Origin of the sequence: uncultured Algibacter sp. (assembly GCF_947490405.1) — a bacterium.
Taxonomy (GTDB): domain Bacteria; phylum Bacteroidota; class Bacteroidia; order Flavobacteriales; family Flavobacteriaceae; genus Algibacter_B.
In genome coordinates this window covers 236,510-256,497 of record NZ_CANLGU010000002.1, presented here as the reverse complement: position 1 = coordinate 256,497, position 19,988 = coordinate 236,510, and the positions used below count along the sequence as shown (strand labels likewise).

At 33.4% G+C, this 19,988-nt stretch carries 18 protein-coding genes; 8 read left to right on the top strand and 10 right to left on the bottom strand.

The annotated features are described in order from the left end of the window. Positions 1–50 precede the first annotated feature (50 nt). Positions 51–2,360, top strand: a complete 2,310-nt coding sequence (gene pbpC / locus Q0772_RS05075) for a penicillin-binding protein 1C (protein WP_298341028.1) — start codon at positions 51–53, stop codon at positions 2,358–2,360. Here the strand turns inward: pbpC and Q0772_RS05070 are convergent. From Q0772_RS05070 to Q0772_RS05055, 4 genes are all read right to left on the bottom strand, one after another. Next, positions 2,357–4,237, bottom strand: a complete 1,881-nt coding sequence (locus Q0772_RS05070) for a T9SS type B sorting domain-containing protein (RefSeq protein ID WP_298341027.1) — start codon at positions 4,235–4,237, stop codon at positions 2,357–2,359. The two genes, pbpC and Q0772_RS05070, sit on opposite strands and share 4 nt — an antisense overlap. 215 nt (positions 4,238–4,452) lie before the next feature. Continuing rightward, positions 4,453–5,112 (bottom strand): endonuclease/exonuclease/phosphatase family protein, encoded by a 660-nt coding sequence (locus Q0772_RS05065; protein ID WP_298341025.1) that lies wholly within the window; start codon positions 5,110–5,112, stop codon positions 4,453–4,455. A gap of 222 nt (positions 5,113–5,334) precedes the next feature. After that, entirely contained in the window at positions 5,335–5,895 is a 561-nt protein-coding gene (locus tag Q0772_RS05060) for a YciI family protein (protein WP_298341023.1), read from the bottom strand. Then, positions 5,892–6,365 carry a CYTH domain-containing protein gene (locus Q0772_RS05055; RefSeq protein ID WP_298341021.1) on the bottom strand — a complete coding sequence of 158 codons (474 nt, stop codon included), beginning with the start codon at positions 6,363–6,365 and terminating at the stop codon, positions 5,892–5,894. Before Q0772_RS05055 ends, Q0772_RS05060 begins: the two co-directional genes overlap by 4 nt. A gap of 54 nt (positions 6,366–6,419) precedes the next feature. Here Q0772_RS05055 and dinB point away from each other — a divergent pair, with 54 nt between their 5' ends. After that, positions 6,420–7,520 (top strand): DNA polymerase IV, encoded by a 1,101-nt coding sequence (dinB, locus tag Q0772_RS05050; protein ID WP_298341019.1) that lies wholly within the window; start codon positions 6,420–6,422, stop codon positions 7,518–7,520. Between the two features lie 120 nt (positions 7,521–7,640). Beyond that, positions 7,641–8,879 carry a caspase family protein gene (locus Q0772_RS05045; RefSeq protein ID WP_298341017.1) on the top strand — a complete coding sequence of 413 codons (1,239 nt, stop codon included), beginning with the start codon at positions 7,641–7,643 and terminating at the stop codon, positions 8,877–8,879. 307 nt (positions 8,880–9,186) lie between these two features. On the opposite strand, the gene pyk is transcribed toward Q0772_RS05045, so the two are convergent. The 5 genes from pyk to Q0772_RS05020 all read right to left on the bottom strand — a co-directional run bounded on the left by pyk (position 9,187) and on the right by Q0772_RS05020 (position 13,486). Continuing rightward, positions 9,187–10,629, bottom strand: a complete 1,443-nt coding sequence (gene pyk / locus Q0772_RS05040) for a pyruvate kinase (RefSeq protein ID WP_298341015.1) — start codon at positions 10,627–10,629, stop codon at positions 9,187–9,189. Further along, positions 10,629–11,114, bottom strand: coding sequence for an IPExxxVDY family protein (locus tag Q0772_RS05035; RefSeq protein ID WP_298341013.1), 486 nt, complete (start codon positions 11,112–11,114; stop codon positions 10,629–10,631). Before Q0772_RS05035 ends, pyk begins: the two co-directional genes overlap by 1 nt. 118 nt (positions 11,115–11,232) lie before the next feature. Next, complete coding sequence (rnc, locus tag Q0772_RS05030) at positions 11,233–11,973, bottom strand: ribonuclease III (protein ID WP_298341011.1); 741 nt, start codon at positions 11,971–11,973, stop codon at positions 11,233–11,235. 7 nt (positions 11,974–11,980) lie between these two features. Beyond that, positions 11,981–13,231 carry a beta-ketoacyl-ACP synthase II gene (fabF, locus tag Q0772_RS05025; RefSeq protein ID WP_298341009.1) on the bottom strand — a complete coding sequence of 417 codons (1,251 nt, stop codon included), beginning with the start codon at positions 13,229–13,231 and terminating at the stop codon, positions 11,981–11,983. Between the two features lie 21 nt (positions 13,232–13,252). Beyond that, positions 13,253–13,486, bottom strand: coding sequence for an acyl carrier protein (locus Q0772_RS05020; protein ID WP_008269813.1), 234 nt, complete (start codon positions 13,484–13,486; stop codon positions 13,253–13,255). Positions 13,487–13,672: 186 nt separating this feature from the next. Between Q0772_RS05020 and Q0772_RS05015 the strand changes: the two genes are divergently transcribed. From Q0772_RS05015 to Q0772_RS04995, 5 genes are all read left to right on the top strand, one after another. Next, positions 13,673–14,239 (top strand): phosphoribosylglycinamide formyltransferase, encoded by a 567-nt coding sequence (locus Q0772_RS05015; protein ID WP_298341007.1) that lies wholly within the window; start codon positions 13,673–13,675, stop codon positions 14,237–14,239. 46 nt (positions 14,240–14,285) lie between these two features. Next, positions 14,286–14,930: a ribonuclease H family protein gene (locus Q0772_RS05010; protein WP_298341004.1), complete on the top strand. Its 645-nt coding sequence runs from the start codon at positions 14,286–14,288 to the stop codon at positions 14,928–14,930. Positions 14,931–14,997: 67 nt separating this feature from the next. Next, a complete protein-coding gene (locus Q0772_RS05005; protein ID WP_298341002.1) occupies positions 14,998–15,606 on the top strand; it encodes an START domain-containing protein in 609 nt (202 codons plus the stop codon). A gap of 195 nt (positions 15,607–15,801) precedes the next feature. Further along, on the top strand, positions 15,802–16,728 hold the full coding sequence (locus Q0772_RS05000) for a PfkB family carbohydrate kinase (RefSeq protein ID WP_298341000.1): 927 nt from the start codon (positions 15,802–15,804) through the stop codon (positions 16,726–16,728). A 42-nt stretch (positions 16,729–16,770) separates the two neighbouring features. Continuing rightward, positions 16,771–18,669, top strand: coding sequence for an amidophosphoribosyltransferase (locus Q0772_RS04995; RefSeq protein WP_298340998.1), 1,899 nt, complete (start codon positions 16,771–16,773; stop codon positions 18,667–18,669). 697 nt (positions 18,670–19,366) lie between these two features. Here the strand turns inward: Q0772_RS04995 and Q0772_RS04990 are convergent. Continuing rightward, positions 19,367–19,975, bottom strand: a complete 609-nt coding sequence (locus Q0772_RS04990) for a superoxide dismutase (RefSeq protein ID WP_298340996.1) — start codon at positions 19,973–19,975, stop codon at positions 19,367–19,369. Positions 19,976–19,988: the final 13 nt, after the last annotated feature.

Below are 19,988 nucleotides of genomic sequence, written 5' to 3'. Positions count from 1 at the left end.
TATTTTAAGTGATAAGGTTAAAAAACTACATAAAGCGGCATAAAATAAAAGTGGTAATTATTACTATTCTTTTTTTTGCCTATTTACTATGCTTACCTAAGCAACTTTTTAAAGACCCTACATCTACAGTCATTACAAGTTCGAATCGTGAATTATTAGGTGCAAAAATTGCAAAAGATGGCCAATGGCGGTTTCCGCATAATGATTCTATTCCAGAAAAATTTAAAACTTGCATTATTCAATTTGAAGATGAATATTTTTATAAACACCCTGGTTTTAATCCAATTTCAATTTTTAAAGCATTACGAGAGAATTTAAAATCTGGAGGTGTAAAACGAGGCGGAAGTACCTTAACTCAACAAGTTATAAGGCTTTCTAGAAAAGGACAGCAACGTACTTATTTTGAAAAACTCAAGGAAATTATTCTAGCCACTCGATTAGAATTACGAGATTCTAAACATGAAATTTTAACTTATTATTCTAGTAATGCTCCTTTTGGCGGAAACGTGGTTGGTTTGGATGCTGCATCATGGCGCTATTTTAACAGACATGCTAATGAATTGTCTTGGGCAGAAAGCGCTACACTTGCTGTTTTACCTAATACACCAAGCTTGATTTATCCTGGTAAAAATCAAAAGCGATTACTGAATAAACGTAATAGACTTTTGCAAAAACTTCTTGAAAATACAATTATAGATTCGCTTACTTATAAACTTTCTATTGCAGAGGGTTTACCTCAAAAACCATATCCTTTACCTCAAATAGCGCCTCATTTATTACAAAAAGTTGCGCAAACGCATATTGGAAAACGTGTTGAAACTACTATTAACAAAAACCTACAAGAGCGTGTTAATCATGTTGTAAAAACACATTATAACCAATTAAGTCAAAATGAAATTTACAATACCGCCGTTTTAGTTCTAGACGTTAAAACAAGACAAGTTATAGCTTATGTTGGAAATACGCCAACCGATAAAGCACATCAAAAAGATGTGGATATTATAGATAAACCAAGAAGTACAGGTAGTATTTTAAAGCCTTTTTTATATGCCTCTATGCTAGACTCTGGAGATTTACTTCCTAATACTTTGGTTGCTGATGTGCCTACGCAATTTGGAAGTTATAATCCTGAAAATTATGATAATACTTATGATGGTGCTGTTCCTGCAAGTCGTGCTTTATCACGCTCTTTGAATGTTCCTGCAGTTAGGATGTTGCAAGAATTTGGATTGGATCGGTTTTACCATTATTTGAAGCAATTGAAGCTTAAAGACTTAAAATACAATGCGAATCATTACGGATTATCTCTAGCCTTGGGTGGCGCTGAAAGTAACTTATGGGATTTGTGTAAAAGTTATGCTGCTTTATCTTCAACCTTAAATCATTTTTCTGAAAGTTCTAGTGAATATTTTTCAAATGAATTTTGCGAACCTACTTTTTTGGCTTTTAAAGCTATTGATTTTGGAACAAAAACTTCTGATAAAACGCTTTTTGATGCTGCCTCGATCTATTTAACTTACGAAAGTTTAAAAGACGTAAATAGACCCGAAAGTGATGAGAGTTGGGAGTTTTTTGATGGCTCTAAACAAATTGCGTGGAAAACAGGCACTAGTTTTGGGTTTCGAGATGCTTGGGCTATAGGTACAACCAAAGATTATGTAGTTGGTGTTTGGGTTGGAAATGCAGATGGTGAAGGACGACCTGGTTTAGTTGGTGTGCAAACCGCTGCTCCTATTTTATTTGACGTGTTTGATTTATTACCAAATAGCGATTGGTTTGCAAAACCTTTTGATGAAATGCAAGAGGTTTCTATTTGTAAGCAAAGTGGACATCGCGCTTCTCCAAATTGTAATGATACTAAAGAAAAATATATTCAACTTAGCGGATTGAAAACTAAACCTTGTCCGTATCATATTTTAATTCATGTGGATAAAAATGAAAACTTTCAAGTCAATACTTCTTGCGAAAATTTAGACAATATTCAGCACAAATCTTGGTTTGTATTACCGCCGCTAATGGCATATTATTATAAAACTAAAAATCCATTTTATAAATCTTTACCAAAATTTAGGGCTGATTGTTTGGGCGATAATTCCGTTTCTATTGATTTTATTTACCCAAAGGCTAATAATAGTATTTTTTTACCTAAAGATTTTGATGGAAAAACAAATGACCTCATTTTGAAAATAGCACACTCAAAACCAGAGAGCACTGTGTTTTGGTATGTTGATGAAACCTTTGTAGGTAGTACCAAAGATATTCATGAATTAGGTATTCAGCCAAAACCTGGAAAGCATCTTTTAACTGTGGTTGATGAGTTTGGGCATGAAGTAAAACGTTGGTTTGATATATCTAATTAACGCTTCAAGGTAAAGTGACCCGTGAATTTTTGCCCTTCTAAAATAATAACATACCAATAATCGTCTGAGGGAAGATTTTGCCCTCTAAGTGTTCCATTCCAACTAAAGACACTGTTTCTCGAATATTTCATGAGTTTTCCGTATCTATTAAAAATTGATACTTCAGACGATGAGAAAAATGCTATGCCACCTAAATTAAACGTGTCATTTACCCCGTCATTATTAGGCGTGAAAAACTTCGGAATATAAAAGTGCAAATGCTCTGCGGTGACAGTTTCAATACAATTTGCTTCTCTTACTGAAATTGTATATAAACCACCTTCAATATTAAAAAATGTATTATTATTTTGAAATGTGTTACCATTTAATGAATATTGAACATTACCCGGATTTGAGATATTAACAATTATGTTTCTTCCATCAGATTCAATAGATTCAATCATTGGTGTTTCTAAAATACTTACATCAAAAATTCTGGTTTCAAAAGAGCAAATACCACCGCTTATTTCAACCGTATAAGTGCCTTCTGCTGCTATTTCAACGCTTTCCGTTATTTCTCCATTGCTCCATAAATAACTTGGATTAGGTATATCTGTTTGTGCTGTTAATTGTTTGTCGTCATTAGGACAGAAATTTACAAACGTTTCAATGATATTCCCAGGTTGTGTCCCTTCAACTTCCCATAAACAATTTGTTTCGTTAAATGATGCTGTTTGCCAACATTCCAAATTAGGTTGCGCAGGTTGTGTTCCTGTAACTTCCCAATCGCAAATTATAGTGTTAAATAGTGCTGTTTCCCAACACGCTGTTGTGGGTTCTGGCGGTTGCATTCCAGAAATATCCCAAGAACAGGTCATGGTGTTAAATAGTGTTGTTTGCCAACATTCTAATGTAGGCTGAACAGGTTGAGACCCAGATACATCCCAAGCACAAGTTGTATTATTAAACGTTGCAGTCTCCCAACACTCCAAAGTAGGTTGTGCTGGTTGATTGCCAACGACTTCCCAAGAACAGGTGATATTATTAAATGTTGCTGTTTCCCAACATTCAAGATTGGGTTGGGCAGGTTGAGTGCCTGTTATTTCCCAAGCACAACTAATTGAATTAAAACTTGCTGTTTCCCAGCATTCTAAAGCAGGCTGTGTAGGTTGTGTTCCTGATACCTCCCACATACAAGTGTTATTATTAAAATTTACCGTTTCCCAACATGCTGTGTTAGGTTGGGTGGGTTGCGTACCTGTTACAATCCAATCACATGCTATGTTATCAAAACTTCTTGTTTCCCAGCATTCTAATGGTGTAGTTGGTTCGGTAGGCGTTGTATCTGTAACAGTAATAGTAACTGTTATGGTGTACTGATAACTTATATGCCCATTAGTTACTGGATTACAACCAGGATTAGAAACTGGTATGATATCTATACTTAAATTTTCGCCAAAATCTGGTGCTATATTAGGGTTAACAGGGCTGCCTAAAGGGTTTCCAAAATTAAACGGTGCGGGGTTTACATTTACAGGGTAATTAGGCTCAGCTATCAAATTAGTAGCTGGCAAACACGTTGCACCACCAGCATATGAAGTACATCCATAAAATAGATTATAGTACGTTTCAAAATGAGGGCAAGCATTATTATTAGTGTAATTGGTAAGACTTATTTCGATTTCTATACCAGTAATTTGTTGACAGGAAATTGTACTTGCAGGTAATGAGAAGTCATGTGCATAACCATCACTAAGTGGAGATGTATTACCTAAACCAGCCCAAGCTTTTCTATCAAGACCTATTGTAGCATCACTTTGGGTCTGTATCAAAACAATCTGACCAAAAGATAAATCTGTTAGTAATAATAAAAATAATACTAAAGAATGTTTAAACATTTAATTTGTTTCTCTAATAATTGCAAGTACTAAAAACAGTATAGTTTCTATTAAACAGAAAAGAGACTTGTTATTTAATTACTTTAGCCCTCTTTATTCAACTTTTAGTAACTGAATCTAGGTAAAGCTATATTAAGAAAAACTTGTTCAAAAAGAAATCATAAAAAGAGGTAGAAACCTATACAAAAACTATACAAGTGAATAAAAAATCAATATCATCGCTTAATAACCGCTTTAATCATGCTATGATCCGACTTAAATGTTCCGATTTTTTCTGCATTTAAAATATCTAAATCTTTAGAAACCCAAATATGATCCAGAGATAAAAGCGGTATATTCCAAAACCAGGTTTCTCTAAAACCATTGCCTTTTTCTGTTAAGACATGATTGAAATTATTTTTAATATCCTTTAAAAATTTTGATTCTAGAGGTGTATTAAAATCCCCTAGAAGAATAGTTTTTTTATCTGATTCAATACATTCTTGAACAAAGGCTATTTGATTTTTTCTAAAAACGGTCATGCTAGATGCTACATCAATAGCATAAAAATTAAGTCTGTGCGAGGTAAAATTAATCACTACTGTTTCATCTTCAGAGATAAACACCTGCTTTATATCAATATGTTTTTTTGAAAATATACCAATTTCACTATCATCATGCCAATAGTAAAAGCAATTTGGAAACTTAAGCTTTAGTTTAGCCAATTCCACCGCATGATATTCTACCAAAACCACAACATCTGGTAAATTATCCACCTTATCAAATACATCTTTAAATTCTCTTTTGTGGGTGGCATTCCAAAATACCACTTCTATATCTGTTTCATGAATCGTTTCTGGCGTATTTATTTTAAAGCTTCTTCCAAACCAAATCACTAGTAAAACTAACGCAAGGATTAAATTATAGGTTCTTATTTTCTTTTTTTGAAAGAGAGATAAAAAAACTGTGATTACAATAATAATGGGTATGGGGAAAGTATAATATAGTAGAGAAAAAACATAATTGCTTTCTTTTAATACAAAATGAATCAAGAGTAACCCGATGATTACTATAATATTAATTCGCTGTAAAAAGGTTTTAATAAACTCCAACATTATCTATCTTAAAGGAAATCCTTTACCAGCCCACCAAGGATGAATTTCTATTTCTAATCTTCCAGCAATAACCATAGGATCTGAATTTGCTAAACTATCTGCCATTTTAAGAGTTGGTACATTGTATATAGTTATTCCTCTCATATTACCATCATCTCCAAAAGGTCCAGAAATATCTGCATAACCTAAAGCATACATTTTTTTTAAATGTGCCATATGCAATTTCTGTAGTTCGGCAGCTTCTTCTTCATTTTGCCCACGAATAGGTCCTTTTTTTAAAAATGCCATAAAATATTGCTGCATTAAAACAGTATCTTTAGTTTCTTCATCAACATAATCAAAAATTTTGTAACCTTTTGCATTGAGCTCTTCTTTAATTTGTTTTATTGTTTTCGGAACAGCTTTCTCAATAACGTTTTTAGATTGAGCGACCATTGAATCTTTAACTTCTTCATTTGAAACCGCTTTAACGGTTTCTCCTTTGTCAGGTAACATCGTTTTTGATTCTTGTTTACAACCAAAAAAGAACGAAATTAATAGTAAGACTAATGCTGATTTTTTCATGATGTCCATGTATTATAGGGTTTCTTACTTAATTGAGAATTATAATATGGCTCTTGCCCTGTAACTTCTTCACCTAACCAATTTGGCTTTTCAAAAGATTCATTTTCTGCATTTAATTCTACTTCCGCAACTACCAACCCTGTGTTATCTCCAAAAAACTCATCCACTTCAAAAATATGATTTCCTAGCTTGATTTCGTAACGTATTTTATCAATAACTCCTGGTTCGCATAAATCTAATAATTCTAAAGCCTCAGATTTTGTAATTTCTTTTTCCCACTCAAATCGGGATAATCCATTTTTTGAAGATTCACCTTTGATAGTTAAATAGCCTAATTCGCCTTTTAACCTAACTCTAACCGCACGCTGTTTATTAGAGTTTAAATACCCCTGAATAATTCTTGTTTTTCTTAAAGCTTCAGTTTTATAAGCCTTAGAGGTTACTAAAAATTTTCGTTCTATTTCTATCATTTACAATTTGTCCAAAACATTATTTAAAAGGCATTTAATGCCTAAATTTACAGTATGTCTGTCGATTTACCAATTAGAAAAATAATTCATGTTGATATGGATGCCTTTTATGCCTCTGTAGAGCAAATGGATAATCCTGATTTAAAAGGTAAGCCCATTGCTGTTGGTGGTGGAGGAAAACGCGGTGTTGTAAGTGCAGCAAGTTATGAAGCTAGAAAGTTTGGTGTTAAAAGTGCCATGGCAGGTAGGCTTGCTGCAAAATTATGCCCTGAATTAATTTTTGTTAAACCTCGCTTTGATAGGTATACCGAAATATCAAAAAAGATTAGAGCTATTTTTTATGATTATACCGATTTAGTTGAACCCCTATCTTTAGATGAAGCCTATTTGGATGTTACTACAAATAAAAAAGGAAACCCTAGTGCTTCTATGATTGCTGAAGCTATAAGAACTCGTATTTTTAATGAAGTTGGTTTAACCGCTTCTGCAGGTATTTCTATCAATAAATTTATTGCAAAAGTAGCTAGTGACTACAATAAACCTAACGGGCAAAAAACGGTAAATCCTGAAGAGGTTATGGAATTTCTGGAACAATTAGACATTAGGAAATTTTATGGCGTTGGTAAAGTTACTGCCGAAAAAATGTACCAAAAAGGTATTTTTACGGGACTGGATTTAAAACAAAAATCTATTGAATATCTGGATGAAAACTTTGGTAAATCAGGCAGATACTATTATTACATTGTAAGAGGGATTCAGAACAGTGCTGTTAAGCCTCATAGAACTCGAAAAAGTTTAGCTGCAGAACGTACGTTTAGCGAAAATTTATCGTCTGAAGTCTTTATGCTTGAAAAATTAGAGCATATTGCAGAAGAAGTTTCTAGAAGATTAGCAAAAAGCAACGTAGCAGGTAAAACCGTAACTCTAAAAATAAAATATAGCGACTTTACATTGCAAACTAGAAGTAAAACTTTGCCCTATTTTATTAGTGATCAAAGCATAATTTTAGAAACTGCTAAGGATTTATTGTATCAAGAGAAATTGAATAATTCTGTGCGGTTGCTGGGTATTTCTATGTCTAATTTGAATACTGAAAAGAAGAAAAAGCCTGAAGTGCAGAAAAGCGTTAGTGTCCAGTTGCGGTTTGAGTTTTAAATATCAAGACGTCTCTTGACTTTGTAAAAAATTTCTGCTACCTTCGTTTAACGTCGGATATAAAACATTAAAACGATTTGATATCCGTAAGGAACATTACCTACCATTTGAAAAACTGAAGTGCAAAAAAATTACTTTCTAAATATTGCGATTGACAATTACGAAAACCCAACTTTTCCACCTTTAAATAATGCTGTAAATGATGCAAAGAAATTAGAAGAAATTTTGACCAAGGAATATGGTTTTGAATTAATAATGGAATCGTTAATAAATGAACAAGCAACAAGAAAAACAATTATAGAAAGTTTAAATCAACTATCAGTTTTAACAGACAAAAATGACAATCTAATAATACATTTTGCAGGACACGGTTCTCTTCATCCTAAAACTGAAAAAGGGTTTTGGATTCCACAAAATGCAGGAAATTCAATTAGTGATTACATTCCAAATTCAACTATAATAGATACGATTTTAGGAATAGACGCCAAACATATATTTCTCATAATTGATTCTTGCTTTTCTGGAACTTTATTGTCCCAAACTAGGTCAAGTGTAGAATTTCATTACACAAAACTTAACGAAAATAAATCGCGATGGGTTTTGGCTTCTGGTAGAGATGAAAAAGTATCTGACGGAAAACCAGGTAGCGGTAGCCCTTTTTCTATAATACTAAACGAGTTTCTAAAGCAAAATTCAGAAAATACTTTTTCTGTCGCTGAACTTGCAACTGCTGTAGCCAAGGGAACAGGCGCAACTGCTAAACAACAACCAGTTTTTGCTCATATTGAGGGTGTTGGACACAAAGATGGTCAAATGGTTTTTAATTTAGGAAAAACGGTAGAAAAAGAATCAAATAATGAATTAAAACCAAATTTATCATCGATTGTGTTGCCTATCGAATCCGCTTTGAAAATTTATAATATTGGATTAACAGATGAGAGTATATTTGGTTATTATCAAAAAGGAGATTCTTATGAAATTAGAATGGTTGATACTAAAAACCAAAAAGATTTTCTTTGTAATGCATACACATTCGAGGAAATAGTCAAGTACATACCTGAACATATTGAGGTTGATGAAAACACTTTTATCGCTCATTCTACTGGATATGACAAATTAGGAAAACCTGAACAAGGAACTTATGACTTTGCAAACGTAACCTTTCAAAGAACAGAAGTTATTAATGAACCGTATATGTCTATCTGTAAATGTCGAGGGAGAATGGTAGCTTTTAGCAAAACTTCCGATGGATATTATAACAACCTCATAAGATGGGGAATAAACCAAGCAGAATCGGCCGCATTAATGATTTTAGCTTTAGTAGAGGAAAATAAAATTGAGATAAAAAACGGTAGGTAACAATGTGTATAATTCATTGCTAGTTATAGCCTACTTACGAAAGTCCTCGCGGACTTTCTATATGTGATTTATTTGCTAACTTTAGTGCTTAAACACGCAACGAAATCATACACTAGACCGTTAAACGAACCTTCCCAAAAATAGACCAACTTTCAATTTAAAAACAAAACTTAACAAACAAGTGCGTTAGCGATAGAAACGGCATCCTTTTAAATAGAAAAACCTGCTTTATAAGCAGGTTTTTCTATTTAAAAGATATAGTGGATAGCGCGACCCTTGTGGTAACGCCCAAATATTTACTATAGATTTAAAAGTTACAGGTTTGAATTTCTGTAACACGAAGGGTATTAACCATCCCTTTATCTTGTATTGGCATTGCTGCTAAACTAATTAGCATATCGCCAACATCTAAATAGCCTTTTTTACAGGCAATAGCATTTACATCTTCTATGGTTTCATCGGTGCTTACAAACCTATCGTAATAAAATGCACGCACGCCCCAAAGTAAGCTTAAACGTGTTAAGATACGTTTGTTTGATGTGAATACTAAAATATGACATGATGGTCTCCAAGCTGAAATTTGAAATGCTGTATACCCACTATTGGTTAGTGTTGAAATGGCTTTTGCATTAATTTCGTTTGCCATATTAGCGGCATGGTAACATATTGATTTTGTAATGTAACGGTTGGTACGAATGTGAGGCGGCAATTGTGGTACTTTAATTAAATCTGAGCTCTCTACACTTTTTAAAATATTAGCCATTTGCCTAATAACCTGTACAGGATATTGACCAACTGAGGTTTCTCCTGATAACATTACAGCATCTGCGCCATCCATTACAGAATTTGCCACATCGTTTACTTCTGCTCGTGTTGGTGTTAAACTATCTATCATAGTCTCCATCATTTGCGTAGCAATTATTACTGGAATTCTAGCTTTTTTGGCTCTCAGCACTAATTGTTTTTGAATAAGTGGAACTTCTTGCGCTGGAACTTCTACACCTAAATCGCCACGGGCTACCATTAAACCATCACAGTGTGCAACGATTTTATCGATATTTTCAACGGCTTCAGGCTTTTCAATTTTAGCAACGATTGGAATTTTATGATCGGCATGTTTAGCGATTAAATCTCTAAGTTGCATTAAATCTTCTGCATGACGTACAAAAGATAATGCTAACCAATCTACCTCTTGGCTTATAGCAAAAATAGCATCATCAATATCTTTTTCAGTTAAAGCTGGTTGAGATATATCTGTATTTGGTAGGTTCACACCTTTTTTTGATTTTAACGGCCCACCTTGAATAACTTTAGCTTTAACTTCAGATTTTTTATCTGTTGAAACCACTTCAAAAATTAACTTTCCATCATCTAAAAGAATCCGTTCTCCTGGTTTTGCATCTTGAGGAAACCTTTCATAGGTCATATACACACGCTCCTTAGTACCTTCAAAACGCTCTCCTGTAGCAAAAATTATTTCATCTCCAGGGTTTACAACAACTTCCTCTTTCATTACACCTACACGAAGTTTAGGCCCTTGTAAGTCTCCAAGAATTGCAGCGGTAAAGCCATATTCTTCGTTTAATTCACGTATCATTTGGATGCGCTCTTTCACATCGTTGTAATCAGCATGAGAAAAGTTTATTCTAAATACATTAACACCTTCTTCAAGCATGCCCTTTAAAACTTCTTTTGTACTTGTAGCGGGTCCGAGAGTTGCTACTATTTTTGTTTTCTTATCCACTGCCATTAGCTAAATATTAAATTATCTTTAGATTTCAATGTACTAGAATCCACACTGTAAGCGGTTGCAATTTGTGGTATTTTTAATATACTGTCGAGAATATATTTTTCTTTACTAAAACTGAATTCGCTATCTATTTTTAAAAAATAGTTTACCGTTTTGTATTCTGGTAATAATTGAAATGTTTTGGTTATTTTTTGTTGGTTATCGAATAACGATTTATAATCTGATTGTTGGAGTTCTTCGATTTTACAAATATTTGACACCAAACTCCAGGTTATTAGTTGTTTTTGATCTTCCCATTCGAAAATAGAATAGGAAACCTGTCCGTCGTTATAATCTATATCTGATTTTTTTCTAGATAGTGTTATTCCCAAATGTTGATTTAAAAGGTACGCTAAACGATAATCTTCCAATCTACAATGTATTGCTATTAAGGTATATAACGCTTCATCAAAAGCATCATCAAGAATAAGTTTGTGAACAGCCATAACTTATTTTAAATTTCGTAAATATAGTATTTATAACGGTGAGTTATGTTAAGTTTATGCTATTCTTAACGAGAAAAACAACTAAAACGTTATAGTGAAATAAAGGGAAATGAGTAGATTAAATCATTTTAGACATTCTGCTCTGGAAAGCAAAAAATGCTCGTTTTGAAGCTTTTTCTTCAGCTTTTTTCTTTGATGTAGCTCTGGCTTTTGCTATTACTTTTTCGTCTATAGATAATTTTACTGAGAAATGCCTAACATCATCATTACCTGTATCTTCATAAACATTGTAACCAAAAGTCTTTTTTTCTTTTTGGCACCATTCTATCAATAAGCTTTTGTAACTAATAACTTTACCTTCTAAAGTTTCTATATCTACATAGGGAATGATTACCTTATTGTAAATGAATTTTTCACAATATTTATAGCCTTTATCTAAAAAAATAGCACCAACTAGAGCTTCAAATAAATTTCCATGAATATTATCTCCAAATTGTCCAGGAGGAATCTTACTCTTCACTAAATCAATGAGTTTTAAATCTTTGCCTAACTCATTTAAATGTTCTCTACTTACTACTTTAGAGCGCATTTTAGTTAAATATCCTTCATCACCACTAGGAACTTCTAGATATAAATGTGATGCAATTACGGAGCTTAACATGGCATCACCTAAAAACTCCAAACGCTCGTAATTAAATGGATTTCCTTTACCGTCTCTTATATTCATGGAGCGATGCGTAAAGGCCTTTTTGTAGAATTTAATTTTCTTGGGTTTAAAACCTAATATTTTAGTTAATTCCATAAAAAAATTCCCGTTGCGTTTAAAACGGGAATTTAGTATGTTACGAATGTTTTTCATTCGGGATTTAATCTATTTTCTTGAATAATACACAAGCGTTGTGACCGCCAAATCCAAATGTATTACTCATTGCTACTTTTACATCACGCTTTTGAGCCTTATTCAAAGTTAAATTCAATTCAGGATCAATATTCTCATCTACTGTAGTGTGGTTAATTGTTGGAGGTACAATACCGTTCTCCATGGCCAATATAACCGAAATGGCTTCAATAGCTCCAGCAGCACCTAAAAGGTGACCTGTCATTGATTTTGTTGAGTTGATATTTATATTCTTAGCGTGACTACCAAATACTTCTGAAATTGCTTTAAGTTCTGCAACATCGCCTAAAGGTGTAGATGTTCCATGTGTATTAATATGGTCTACATCTTCTGGCTTTAACCCTGCGTTTTCAAGGCAGTTTTTCATTACAGCTATAACACCAATACCGTCTGGATGGGGGGCAGTCATATGATGTGCATCAGAAGATAATCCTCCTCCAATACATTCAGCATATATTTTTGCTCCTCTAGCTTTTGCATGTTCGTATTCTTCTAGAACTAGTGCTCCTGCTCCTTCTCCTAAAACAAAACCATCTCTGGTAGCATCAAAAGGTCTGGAAGCTGTTTCTGGACTTTCATTTCTAGTAGATAGGGCATGCATAGCGTTAAATCCACCCATACCAGCAATGGTTACTGCTGCTTCACTACCTCCTGTTACCACAACATCTGTATGTCCTAAACGTATAGAGTTTAGAGCATCAAACATAGCATTAGCAGAGGATGCACAAGCAGAAACCGTTGTATAGTTTGGCCCCATAAAACCATGTTTTATAGAGATGTTACCTGGTGCGATATCCGCAATCATTTTTGGAATAAAAAACGGGTTAAATCTTGGTGTACCATCACCCGCAGCAAAGTTTAAAACTTCTTGCTGAAAGGTTTCTAATCCTCCAATACCTGCTCCCCATATAACACCAACACGTAATTTATTGACCTCATCAAGATTCAATTTAGCATCTTCAATGGCCTCGTCTGCTGCTACCATAGCATATTGTGCAAACTTATCCATTTTACGAGCCTCTTTTCTGTCTAAAAAGTCTGTTACGTTAAAGTTTTTAAGTTCGCATGCAAACTTTGTTTTAAACTTCTCGGTATCATAATATGTTATAGGCGCAGCTCCACTTTTACCACTAATTAGTCCTTCCCAATATTCATCTTTGGTATTACCAATTGGCGTTAAAGCGCCTAATCCTGTGACTACAACTCGCTTTAATTCCATAAAGTATTTTGATTGTTTTACTTATTTTGCTTCTTCTATATAAGAAATAGCTTGACCAACTGTAGCAATATTTTCAGCTTGGTCATCTGGTATTTGAATATCGAATTCTTTTTCGAACTCCATAATTAATTCCACAGTGTCTAAAGAGTCTGCTCCTAAATCGTTAGTGAAGCTAGCTTCAGTTACAACTTCGTTTTCATCTACTCCTAACTTGTCTACGATAATCGCTTTTACTCTTGATGCAATGTCTGACATAATCTTTTAATTTTAATGTTTTAATTAGTTGGCAAAAATAAAAAACTTTATTTTAAAACACACTTTTACTATAAAAATGTGCTTCCAATTTACTAAAATAACTTTGAAGAATTTAGTTTTTACCTTCTAATTGTTAATAATTATTCCTTTTTTTGTTTGAACAATTTTAACACTATAGTCTGTAAAATGAAACGTATTGTAATTTTTGCGTCCGGAAGTGGAAGTAATGCTGAAAATTTAATTAAGTTTTTTCACAACAGCGATAATGCGTCTGTTATTCAAGTACTCACTAACAATCCTCATGCCAAAGTTTTAGAGCGTGCAAAACAACTAAAAGTTAGTGCGTTGTCTTTCAACAAAATAGCATTTTATAAAACAGATGATGTGTTGAATATATTGAAAGCTTCAAATCCCGATTTAATTATTTTAGCTGGGTTTCTTTGGAAGTTTCCAGAAGCCATTTTAAATGTGTTTCCCAACAAAGTCATTAATGTTCATCCCGCTTTACTTCCTAAATACGGAGGCAAAGGCATGTATGGCATGCATGTTCACGAAGCTGTGGTTGCTAATAAAGAACCTAAAACAGGAATTACAATTCATTATGTAAATGAGCATTATGATGAGGGGGCTATAATTTTTCAAGCTAAGTGTAATGTTGATAATAATGATTCAGCCAAGGATGTCGCTGCTAAAATTCATGAATTGGAGATGGAATACTTTCCTAAAGTTGTTGAAAAATTGTTGAATGAGTAACTAACACCTAAAGCGATAGGCTCCTGTGCTCACAGGAATGACAAAAATGGGATCTAAGAAAAAGAAGAAATATTATACCGTTTGGAAAGGCCATCATACTGGTGTTTTTGAATCTTGGGACGACTGTAAAGCTCAAATAAAAGATTTTCAAGGCGCACAATATAAATCGTTTTCAACATTTGAGGCTGCGAAAAAAGCCTTAAAAGGCAACTACAAAGATTATATAGGAAAAAGCAAAAAGTTTACTAGTGAGCTTTCAGACACACAACTTAAAAAAATAGGGCAGCCTAACTACAATTCTATTTCGGTTGATGCGGCATCTAGTGGAAATCCGGGAATAATGGAATACCGTGGCGTAGATACAAAAACCAAAAAGCAACTCTTTATTCAAGGACCTTTTGAAGAAGGCACTAATAATATTGGTGAATTTCTAGCTATTGTCCATGGCTTAGCGCTTTTAAAAAAAAATAAAAGTAATCGTATTATTTATACCGACTCTAGAACGGCTATGAGTTGGATAAAAAAGAAAAACTGTAATACAAAACTAGAGCGCAATAAAAAAAACAAACCTGTCTTTGACTTGATTGATAGAGCGATTGACTGGTTAAAAAACAACACATATAACACTACTATAGTTAAATGGGAGACCAAAGCTTGGGGAGAAATCCCTGCAGATTTTGGTAGAAAATAACAAAATCTTGTTAAAAAATGTAATGTATGGCTAACGAAGACAACTAAATTAACCATAAAATTATATTATGACAGTTTGGAAAAATTTAGTTAGTCTCATTTTAATTTTGATGAGTTTCTGTAATGGGTATTCTCAAGATTCTTGGGTGTTAAAGAAGGCAGAAAAAGGTATAAAAATTTATACGAGACCCAAGGCAAATATTCCTTTTGATGAATACAAGGCCACTACAATCATAGACACATCCATAGAAAATGTTTTAAATGAATTATTGGAAGCTCCAGAATATTATGATGAGTGCCCATCAGAGATAAGTTATTATCTAAAATCAATAAGTAAAAATCAACATTTATTTTATGTCCATAAATCTTTCCCTTGGCCTATAAAAGATAGAGATATTATAACCTTATTAACTATAGAAAAACTCTCTGACAAAAAAATTAAGCTCTATTTAGAAAGTGCTCCAAACCAAATTCCAAAAAAAAATAAAACAATACGAATTAAGGATTTAATGGGTTTTTGGCTTTTAGAAGAAAAGAACAATAAAACCATGGTTACTCAACAACTTTACTTAGATCCTGAAGGAAGCTTACCGCCTTTTATTGTAAATAAACTTTTAGTAAAAGGTCCTTATAAAACCTTTAGTGTATTACAAGATTTAAAAGATAAATCTTCTTAAAAAGAAAAAAGAGGAATGTAATAAATTACATCCCTCGATTTTTAAATTGATAAATAGCATTTGATTATATGACACAGTATTTTCTAAAAAGTCACATAATTATTTAATACTATTCAAAACGCTACCTGTTGAAAAATATAGTTCAAGTAATCTATAAAAAGACTTATATTTGCAGCTTAATTCTACATCTCATTTATGAGTAAATTAGTAATTGTAGGTACTGTGGCATTTGATGCTATTGAGACACCTTTTGGAAAAACCGATAAAATCCTTGGTGGAGCAGCTACCTACATAGGTCTTGCAGCTTCTCACTTTAATATTAATACCGCTGCTGTTTCAGTTGTTGGTGGCGATTTTCCGCAAGATTATTTAGATTTATTATCCAACAAAAATATTGATGTTTCTGGCGTAGAAATTGTAAAAGAAGGTAAAACATTCTTTTGGAGTGGACGCTATCACAACGATATGAATTCTCGTGATACTTTAGTAACAGAATTAAATACACTTGCAGACTTTAATCCTATAGTTCCTGAAGCTTACAAAGACGCTGAAGTAGTGATGTTAGGTAACTTACACCCTATTGTACAATCTAGTGTTTTAGACCAGATGACAACTAAACCAAAGGTGGCGATTTTGGATACCATGAATTTTTGGATGGATTGTGCGCTAGATGACTTATTAAATGTTATAAAGCGTATTGACGTCATTACCATAAATGATGAAGAAGCTAGACAATTAACTGGAGAATACTCTTTGGTTGTTGCTGCCAGAAAAATTCATGAAATGGGGCCTAAATATGTCGTTATAAAAAAAGGAGAACACGGTGCTTTATTATTTCATGACGATCATGTGTTTTATGCTCCAGCTTTACCTTTGGAGGAAGTTTTTGATCCTACAGGAGCAGGTGATACCTTTGCAGGAGGTTTTGCTGGTTATTTAACTAAAACTCACGATTATTCATTTGAAAATATGAAAAAAGCGGTTATTTACGGATCTACATTGGCTTCTTTTTGCGTCGAAAAATTTGGAACAGAACGCATGCAAAATTTATCAAATAGTGAAGTACACAAACGCTTATTACAGTTTAAGCAGCTAACACAATTTGAAATAGAATTAACATAAACCAACGCGCTCTAAAATAGAGGGCGTTTTTTAATTTATAATATGAGTGATGCCTTAAAACACGAATGTGGAATTGCCATGATAAGACTTTTAAAACCTTTAGAGTTTTATAAGGAAAAATATGGTAGCGCATTTTATGGTGTAAACAAAATGTATTTAATGATGGAAAAACAGCACAATCGTGGACAAGACGGTGCTGGTTTTGCAAGTATAAAATTAGATACTAAACCCGGACAACGTTATATTAGTAGAGTTCGTTCCATAGCACAGCAACCTATTCAAGATATTTTTGCGCAAATTAACGAAAGGGTTAATAAAGAATTTGAGGCACATCCAGAATACAAAAATGATGTAGCAGCCCAAAAAAGAAATCTTCCATATATAGGAGAAGTTTTATTAGGACACGTGCGTTACGGTACATTTGGAAAAAATAGTGTAGAAAGTGTTCATCCATTTTTAAGGCAAAACAATTGGATGCATAGAAATTTAATTATGGCTGGAAACTTTAACATGACCAATGTTAAAGAACTTTTTAGCAACCTTATAGAACTCGGACAGCACCCAAAAGAATATACTGATACCATAACCATCATGGAAAAAATTGGTCATTTTCTAGATGATGCTGTTAGTAAAATTTACAAAGACCTAAAAAAAGAAGGTTACAATAAAAGAGATGCATCTCCATTAATTGCAGAGCGTTTAAAAGTTGCAAAAATATTAAGACGTGCTGCAAAAAATTGGGATGGTGGTTATGCCATGGCAGGACTCATTGGCCATGGAGATTCTTTTGTGTTAAGAGATCCAGCAGGAATTCGTCCAGCATATTATTATAAAGATGATGAAATTGTAGTTGTAGCATCAGAACGTCCAGTAATTCAAACTGTTTTTAATGTAAACTTTGATGATGTTAAAGAGTTACAACCCGGACAAGCCATAATTACTAAAAAATCTGGAGAGGTTAGATTAAAGCAAATCCTTGAACCTTTAGAAAAAAAATCGTGTTCTTTTGAGCGCATTTATTTTTCCAGAGGAAGTGATGCCGAGATATACCAAGAGCGTAAAATGTTGGGTAAATTATTAATGCCTAGAGTTCTTGAAGCTATTGAAAACGACACAAAAAATACGGTTTTCTCATATATTCCGAATACAGCAGAAACATCATTTTTTGGAATGATTGAAACTGCTGAAGCGTTTATTAATAAAACAAAAACAGCAGAAATTTTAAACGGACAACGCTCTTTATCTGCAGCAAAAGTTACAGAGATTTTATCCGAACGTACTCGGATAGAGAAAATAGCAATAAAAGATGTAAAACTTAGAACTTTCATTACTGAAGATAGTAGTAGGGATGACTTGGTTGCCCACGTTTACGATGTTACTTATGGTGTTATAAAACCAAACGACAACTTAGTAATTATTGATGATAGTATTGTACGTGGTACAACCTTGAAGAAAAGTATCTTGAAAATGCTAGACCGTCTGAGTCCAAAAAAGATTGTGGTTGTATCTTCTGCACCTCAAATTCGATATCCAGATTGTTATGGTATTGATATGGCTAGATTAGAAGATTTAGTGGCCTTTAGAGCTACTCTGGAACTTCTAAAAGATGCTGGCAAGTATGATACTGTTGAAAAGGTGTACGATAAATGTATTACTCAAACTGAGTTAGAAGATAAATACGTACAAAACTTTGTAAAAGAAATTTATGACCCGTTTACTGATGAGCAAATCTCTGATAAAATTTCGGAGTTACTTAGTGATGAATCTGTGAATGCTGAAGTGAAAATTATATTTCAGCCTGTAGAGAATTTACATAAAGCTTGTCCAGAGCATTTAGGCGACTGGTATTTTACTGGAAACTATCCAACGGTTGGGGGAAATAGAGTGGTAAATCGAGCCTTTATAAACTTTTATGAAGGCAATAAAGAACGTGCCTATTAATTATGAAATTAGCAATTTTCATGCGGTAAAACCGTAAACCACGTATTTCATCCCAAAAAAATGCGTTTTATCTAAAAAAAACACAGAATATTTAAAATACACATAAATTGGTCTCACCATAACATAAGTAGGTTAAGTTCATGGTAGATTTGGGGCAAAAAAAGGTGAACATCTGTTCGCCTTTTTTTATGCCCTTTTTTGTTTTTTACCGCTATTTTTTAAGCTAACGCAGTTTATCTTAATAATCCGTCAGAATCTCTTTTAAGCCAATATATACGCCGTTTAACTAAAATATTTTAACATCCTGTATCGTCATCATATATTTGAACCACCATAACATAAGTAGGTTAAGTTTATGGTAGATTTGGGGCAAAAAGGTGAACATCTGTTCACCTTTTTCATTTTATAATATTTCTTTTTTGAAATTGCTATAAGAGCATTTATTAATTCTTCAGGTAATTGTAATTATTATCTTTTTATACATAAACGCCTTTTGATTAGATTTTATTAAAACCAATATGATTGTTATTGGCGGATTAGTGCGTTAGGGATAGAAGAGGAAAGCCCACAGCCTGATCCCGATAGCTATCGGGAGAGGTGCGAGGACTTGTAGCGGATAGCCCGACCCTTGGGTAACGCCAAAAAAAAAGCAAATCCATTTCTGAATTTGCTTTTGTATTTAAAATATAGAATATAATTACTTTGCGTCTGCGTAACGTTTTTCAACTTCATTCCAATTTACAACACTAAAAAATGCTTTTATGTAATCTGGACGACGGTTTTGGTAATTTAAATAGTAAGCATGCTCCCAAACATCAAGTCCTAAAATTGGAGTTCCACCACAGCTTACTCCTGGCATTAATGGGTTATCTTGATTTGGCGTAGAGCAAATTTCTACTTTACCACCTTTGTGCACGCACAACCAAGCCCACCCTGAACCAAAACGGGTTGCTGCTGCTTTTGAAAATGCATCAATAAAATCGTCTTTTGATCCGTAAGCTGCTTCAATAGCATCCTTTAAATCTCCTGATAAATATCCTTTATCTTCTGGATTTATAACATCCCAAAACAACGAGTGGTTGTAAAAGCCACCTCCATTATTTCTTACACCGCTATTTTCCATATCTAAACCTGTTAAGATATCTTCTATAGATTTATCATCTAAATCTGTACCCTCAATGGCAGCATTTAATTTACTTGTATACCCTGCATGATGCTTAGAATGGTGTATTTCCATTGTTCTCGCATCTATATGAGGTTCTAAGGCGTCATAAGCATATCCTAATTTCGGTAATTCGAAAGCCATAATTATTTTGTTT

What these genes read in the sequence shown, in the direction of transcription:
- Q0772_RS05070 (WP_298341027.1), bottom strand. Translation starts at nt 4,237, where the DNA reads ATGTTTAAACATTCTTTAGTATTATTTTTATTATTACTAACAGATTTA.
- Q0772_RS05060 (WP_298341023.1), bottom strand. Translation starts at nt 5,895, where the DNA reads ATGAAAAAATCAGCATTAGTCTTACTATTAATTTCGTTCTTTTTTGGT.
- Q0772_RS05055 (WP_298341021.1), bottom strand. Translation starts at nt 6,365, where the DNA reads ATGATAGAAATAGAACGAAAATTTTTAGTAACCTCTAAGGCTTATAAA.
- dinB (WP_298341019.1), top strand. Translation starts at nt 6,420, where the DNA reads ATGTCTGTCGATTTACCAATTAGAAAAATAATTCATGTTGATATGGAT.
- pyk (WP_298341015.1), bottom strand. Translation starts at nt 10,629, where the DNA reads ATGGCAGTGGATAAGAAAACAAAAATAGTAGCAACTCTCGGACCCGCT.
- Q0772_RS05035 (WP_298341013.1), bottom strand. Translation starts at nt 11,114, where the DNA reads ATGGCTGTTCACAAACTTATTCTTGATGATGCTTTTGATGAAGCGTTA.
- rnc (WP_298341011.1), bottom strand. Translation starts at nt 11,973, where the DNA reads ATGAAAAACATTCGTAACATACTAAATTCCCGTTTTAAACGCAACGGG.
- fabF (WP_298341009.1), bottom strand. Translation starts at nt 13,231, where the DNA reads ATGGAATTAAAGCGAGTTGTAGTCACAGGATTAGGCGCTTTAACGCCA.
- Q0772_RS05020 (WP_008269813.1), bottom strand. Translation starts at nt 13,486, where the DNA reads ATGTCAGACATTGCATCAAGAGTAAAAGCGATTATCGTAGACAAGTTA.
- Q0772_RS05015 (WP_298341007.1), top strand. Translation starts at nt 13,673, where the DNA reads ATGAAACGTATTGTAATTTTTGCGTCCGGAAGTGGAAGTAATGCTGAA.
- Q0772_RS05010 (WP_298341004.1), top strand. Translation starts at nt 14,286, where the DNA reads ATGGGATCTAAGAAAAAGAAGAAATATTATACCGTTTGGAAAGGCCAT.
- Q0772_RS05005 (WP_298341002.1), top strand. Translation starts at nt 14,998, where the DNA reads ATGACAGTTTGGAAAAATTTAGTTAGTCTCATTTTAATTTTGATGAGT.
- Q0772_RS05000 (WP_298341000.1), top strand. Translation starts at nt 15,802, where the DNA reads ATGAGTAAATTAGTAATTGTAGGTACTGTGGCATTTGATGCTATTGAG.
- Q0772_RS04995 (WP_298340998.1), top strand. Translation starts at nt 16,771, where the DNA reads ATGAGTGATGCCTTAAAACACGAATGTGGAATTGCCATGATAAGACTT.
- Q0772_RS04990 (WP_298340996.1), bottom strand. Translation starts at nt 19,975, where the DNA reads ATGGCTTTCGAATTACCGAAATTAGGATATGCTTATGACGCCTTAGAA.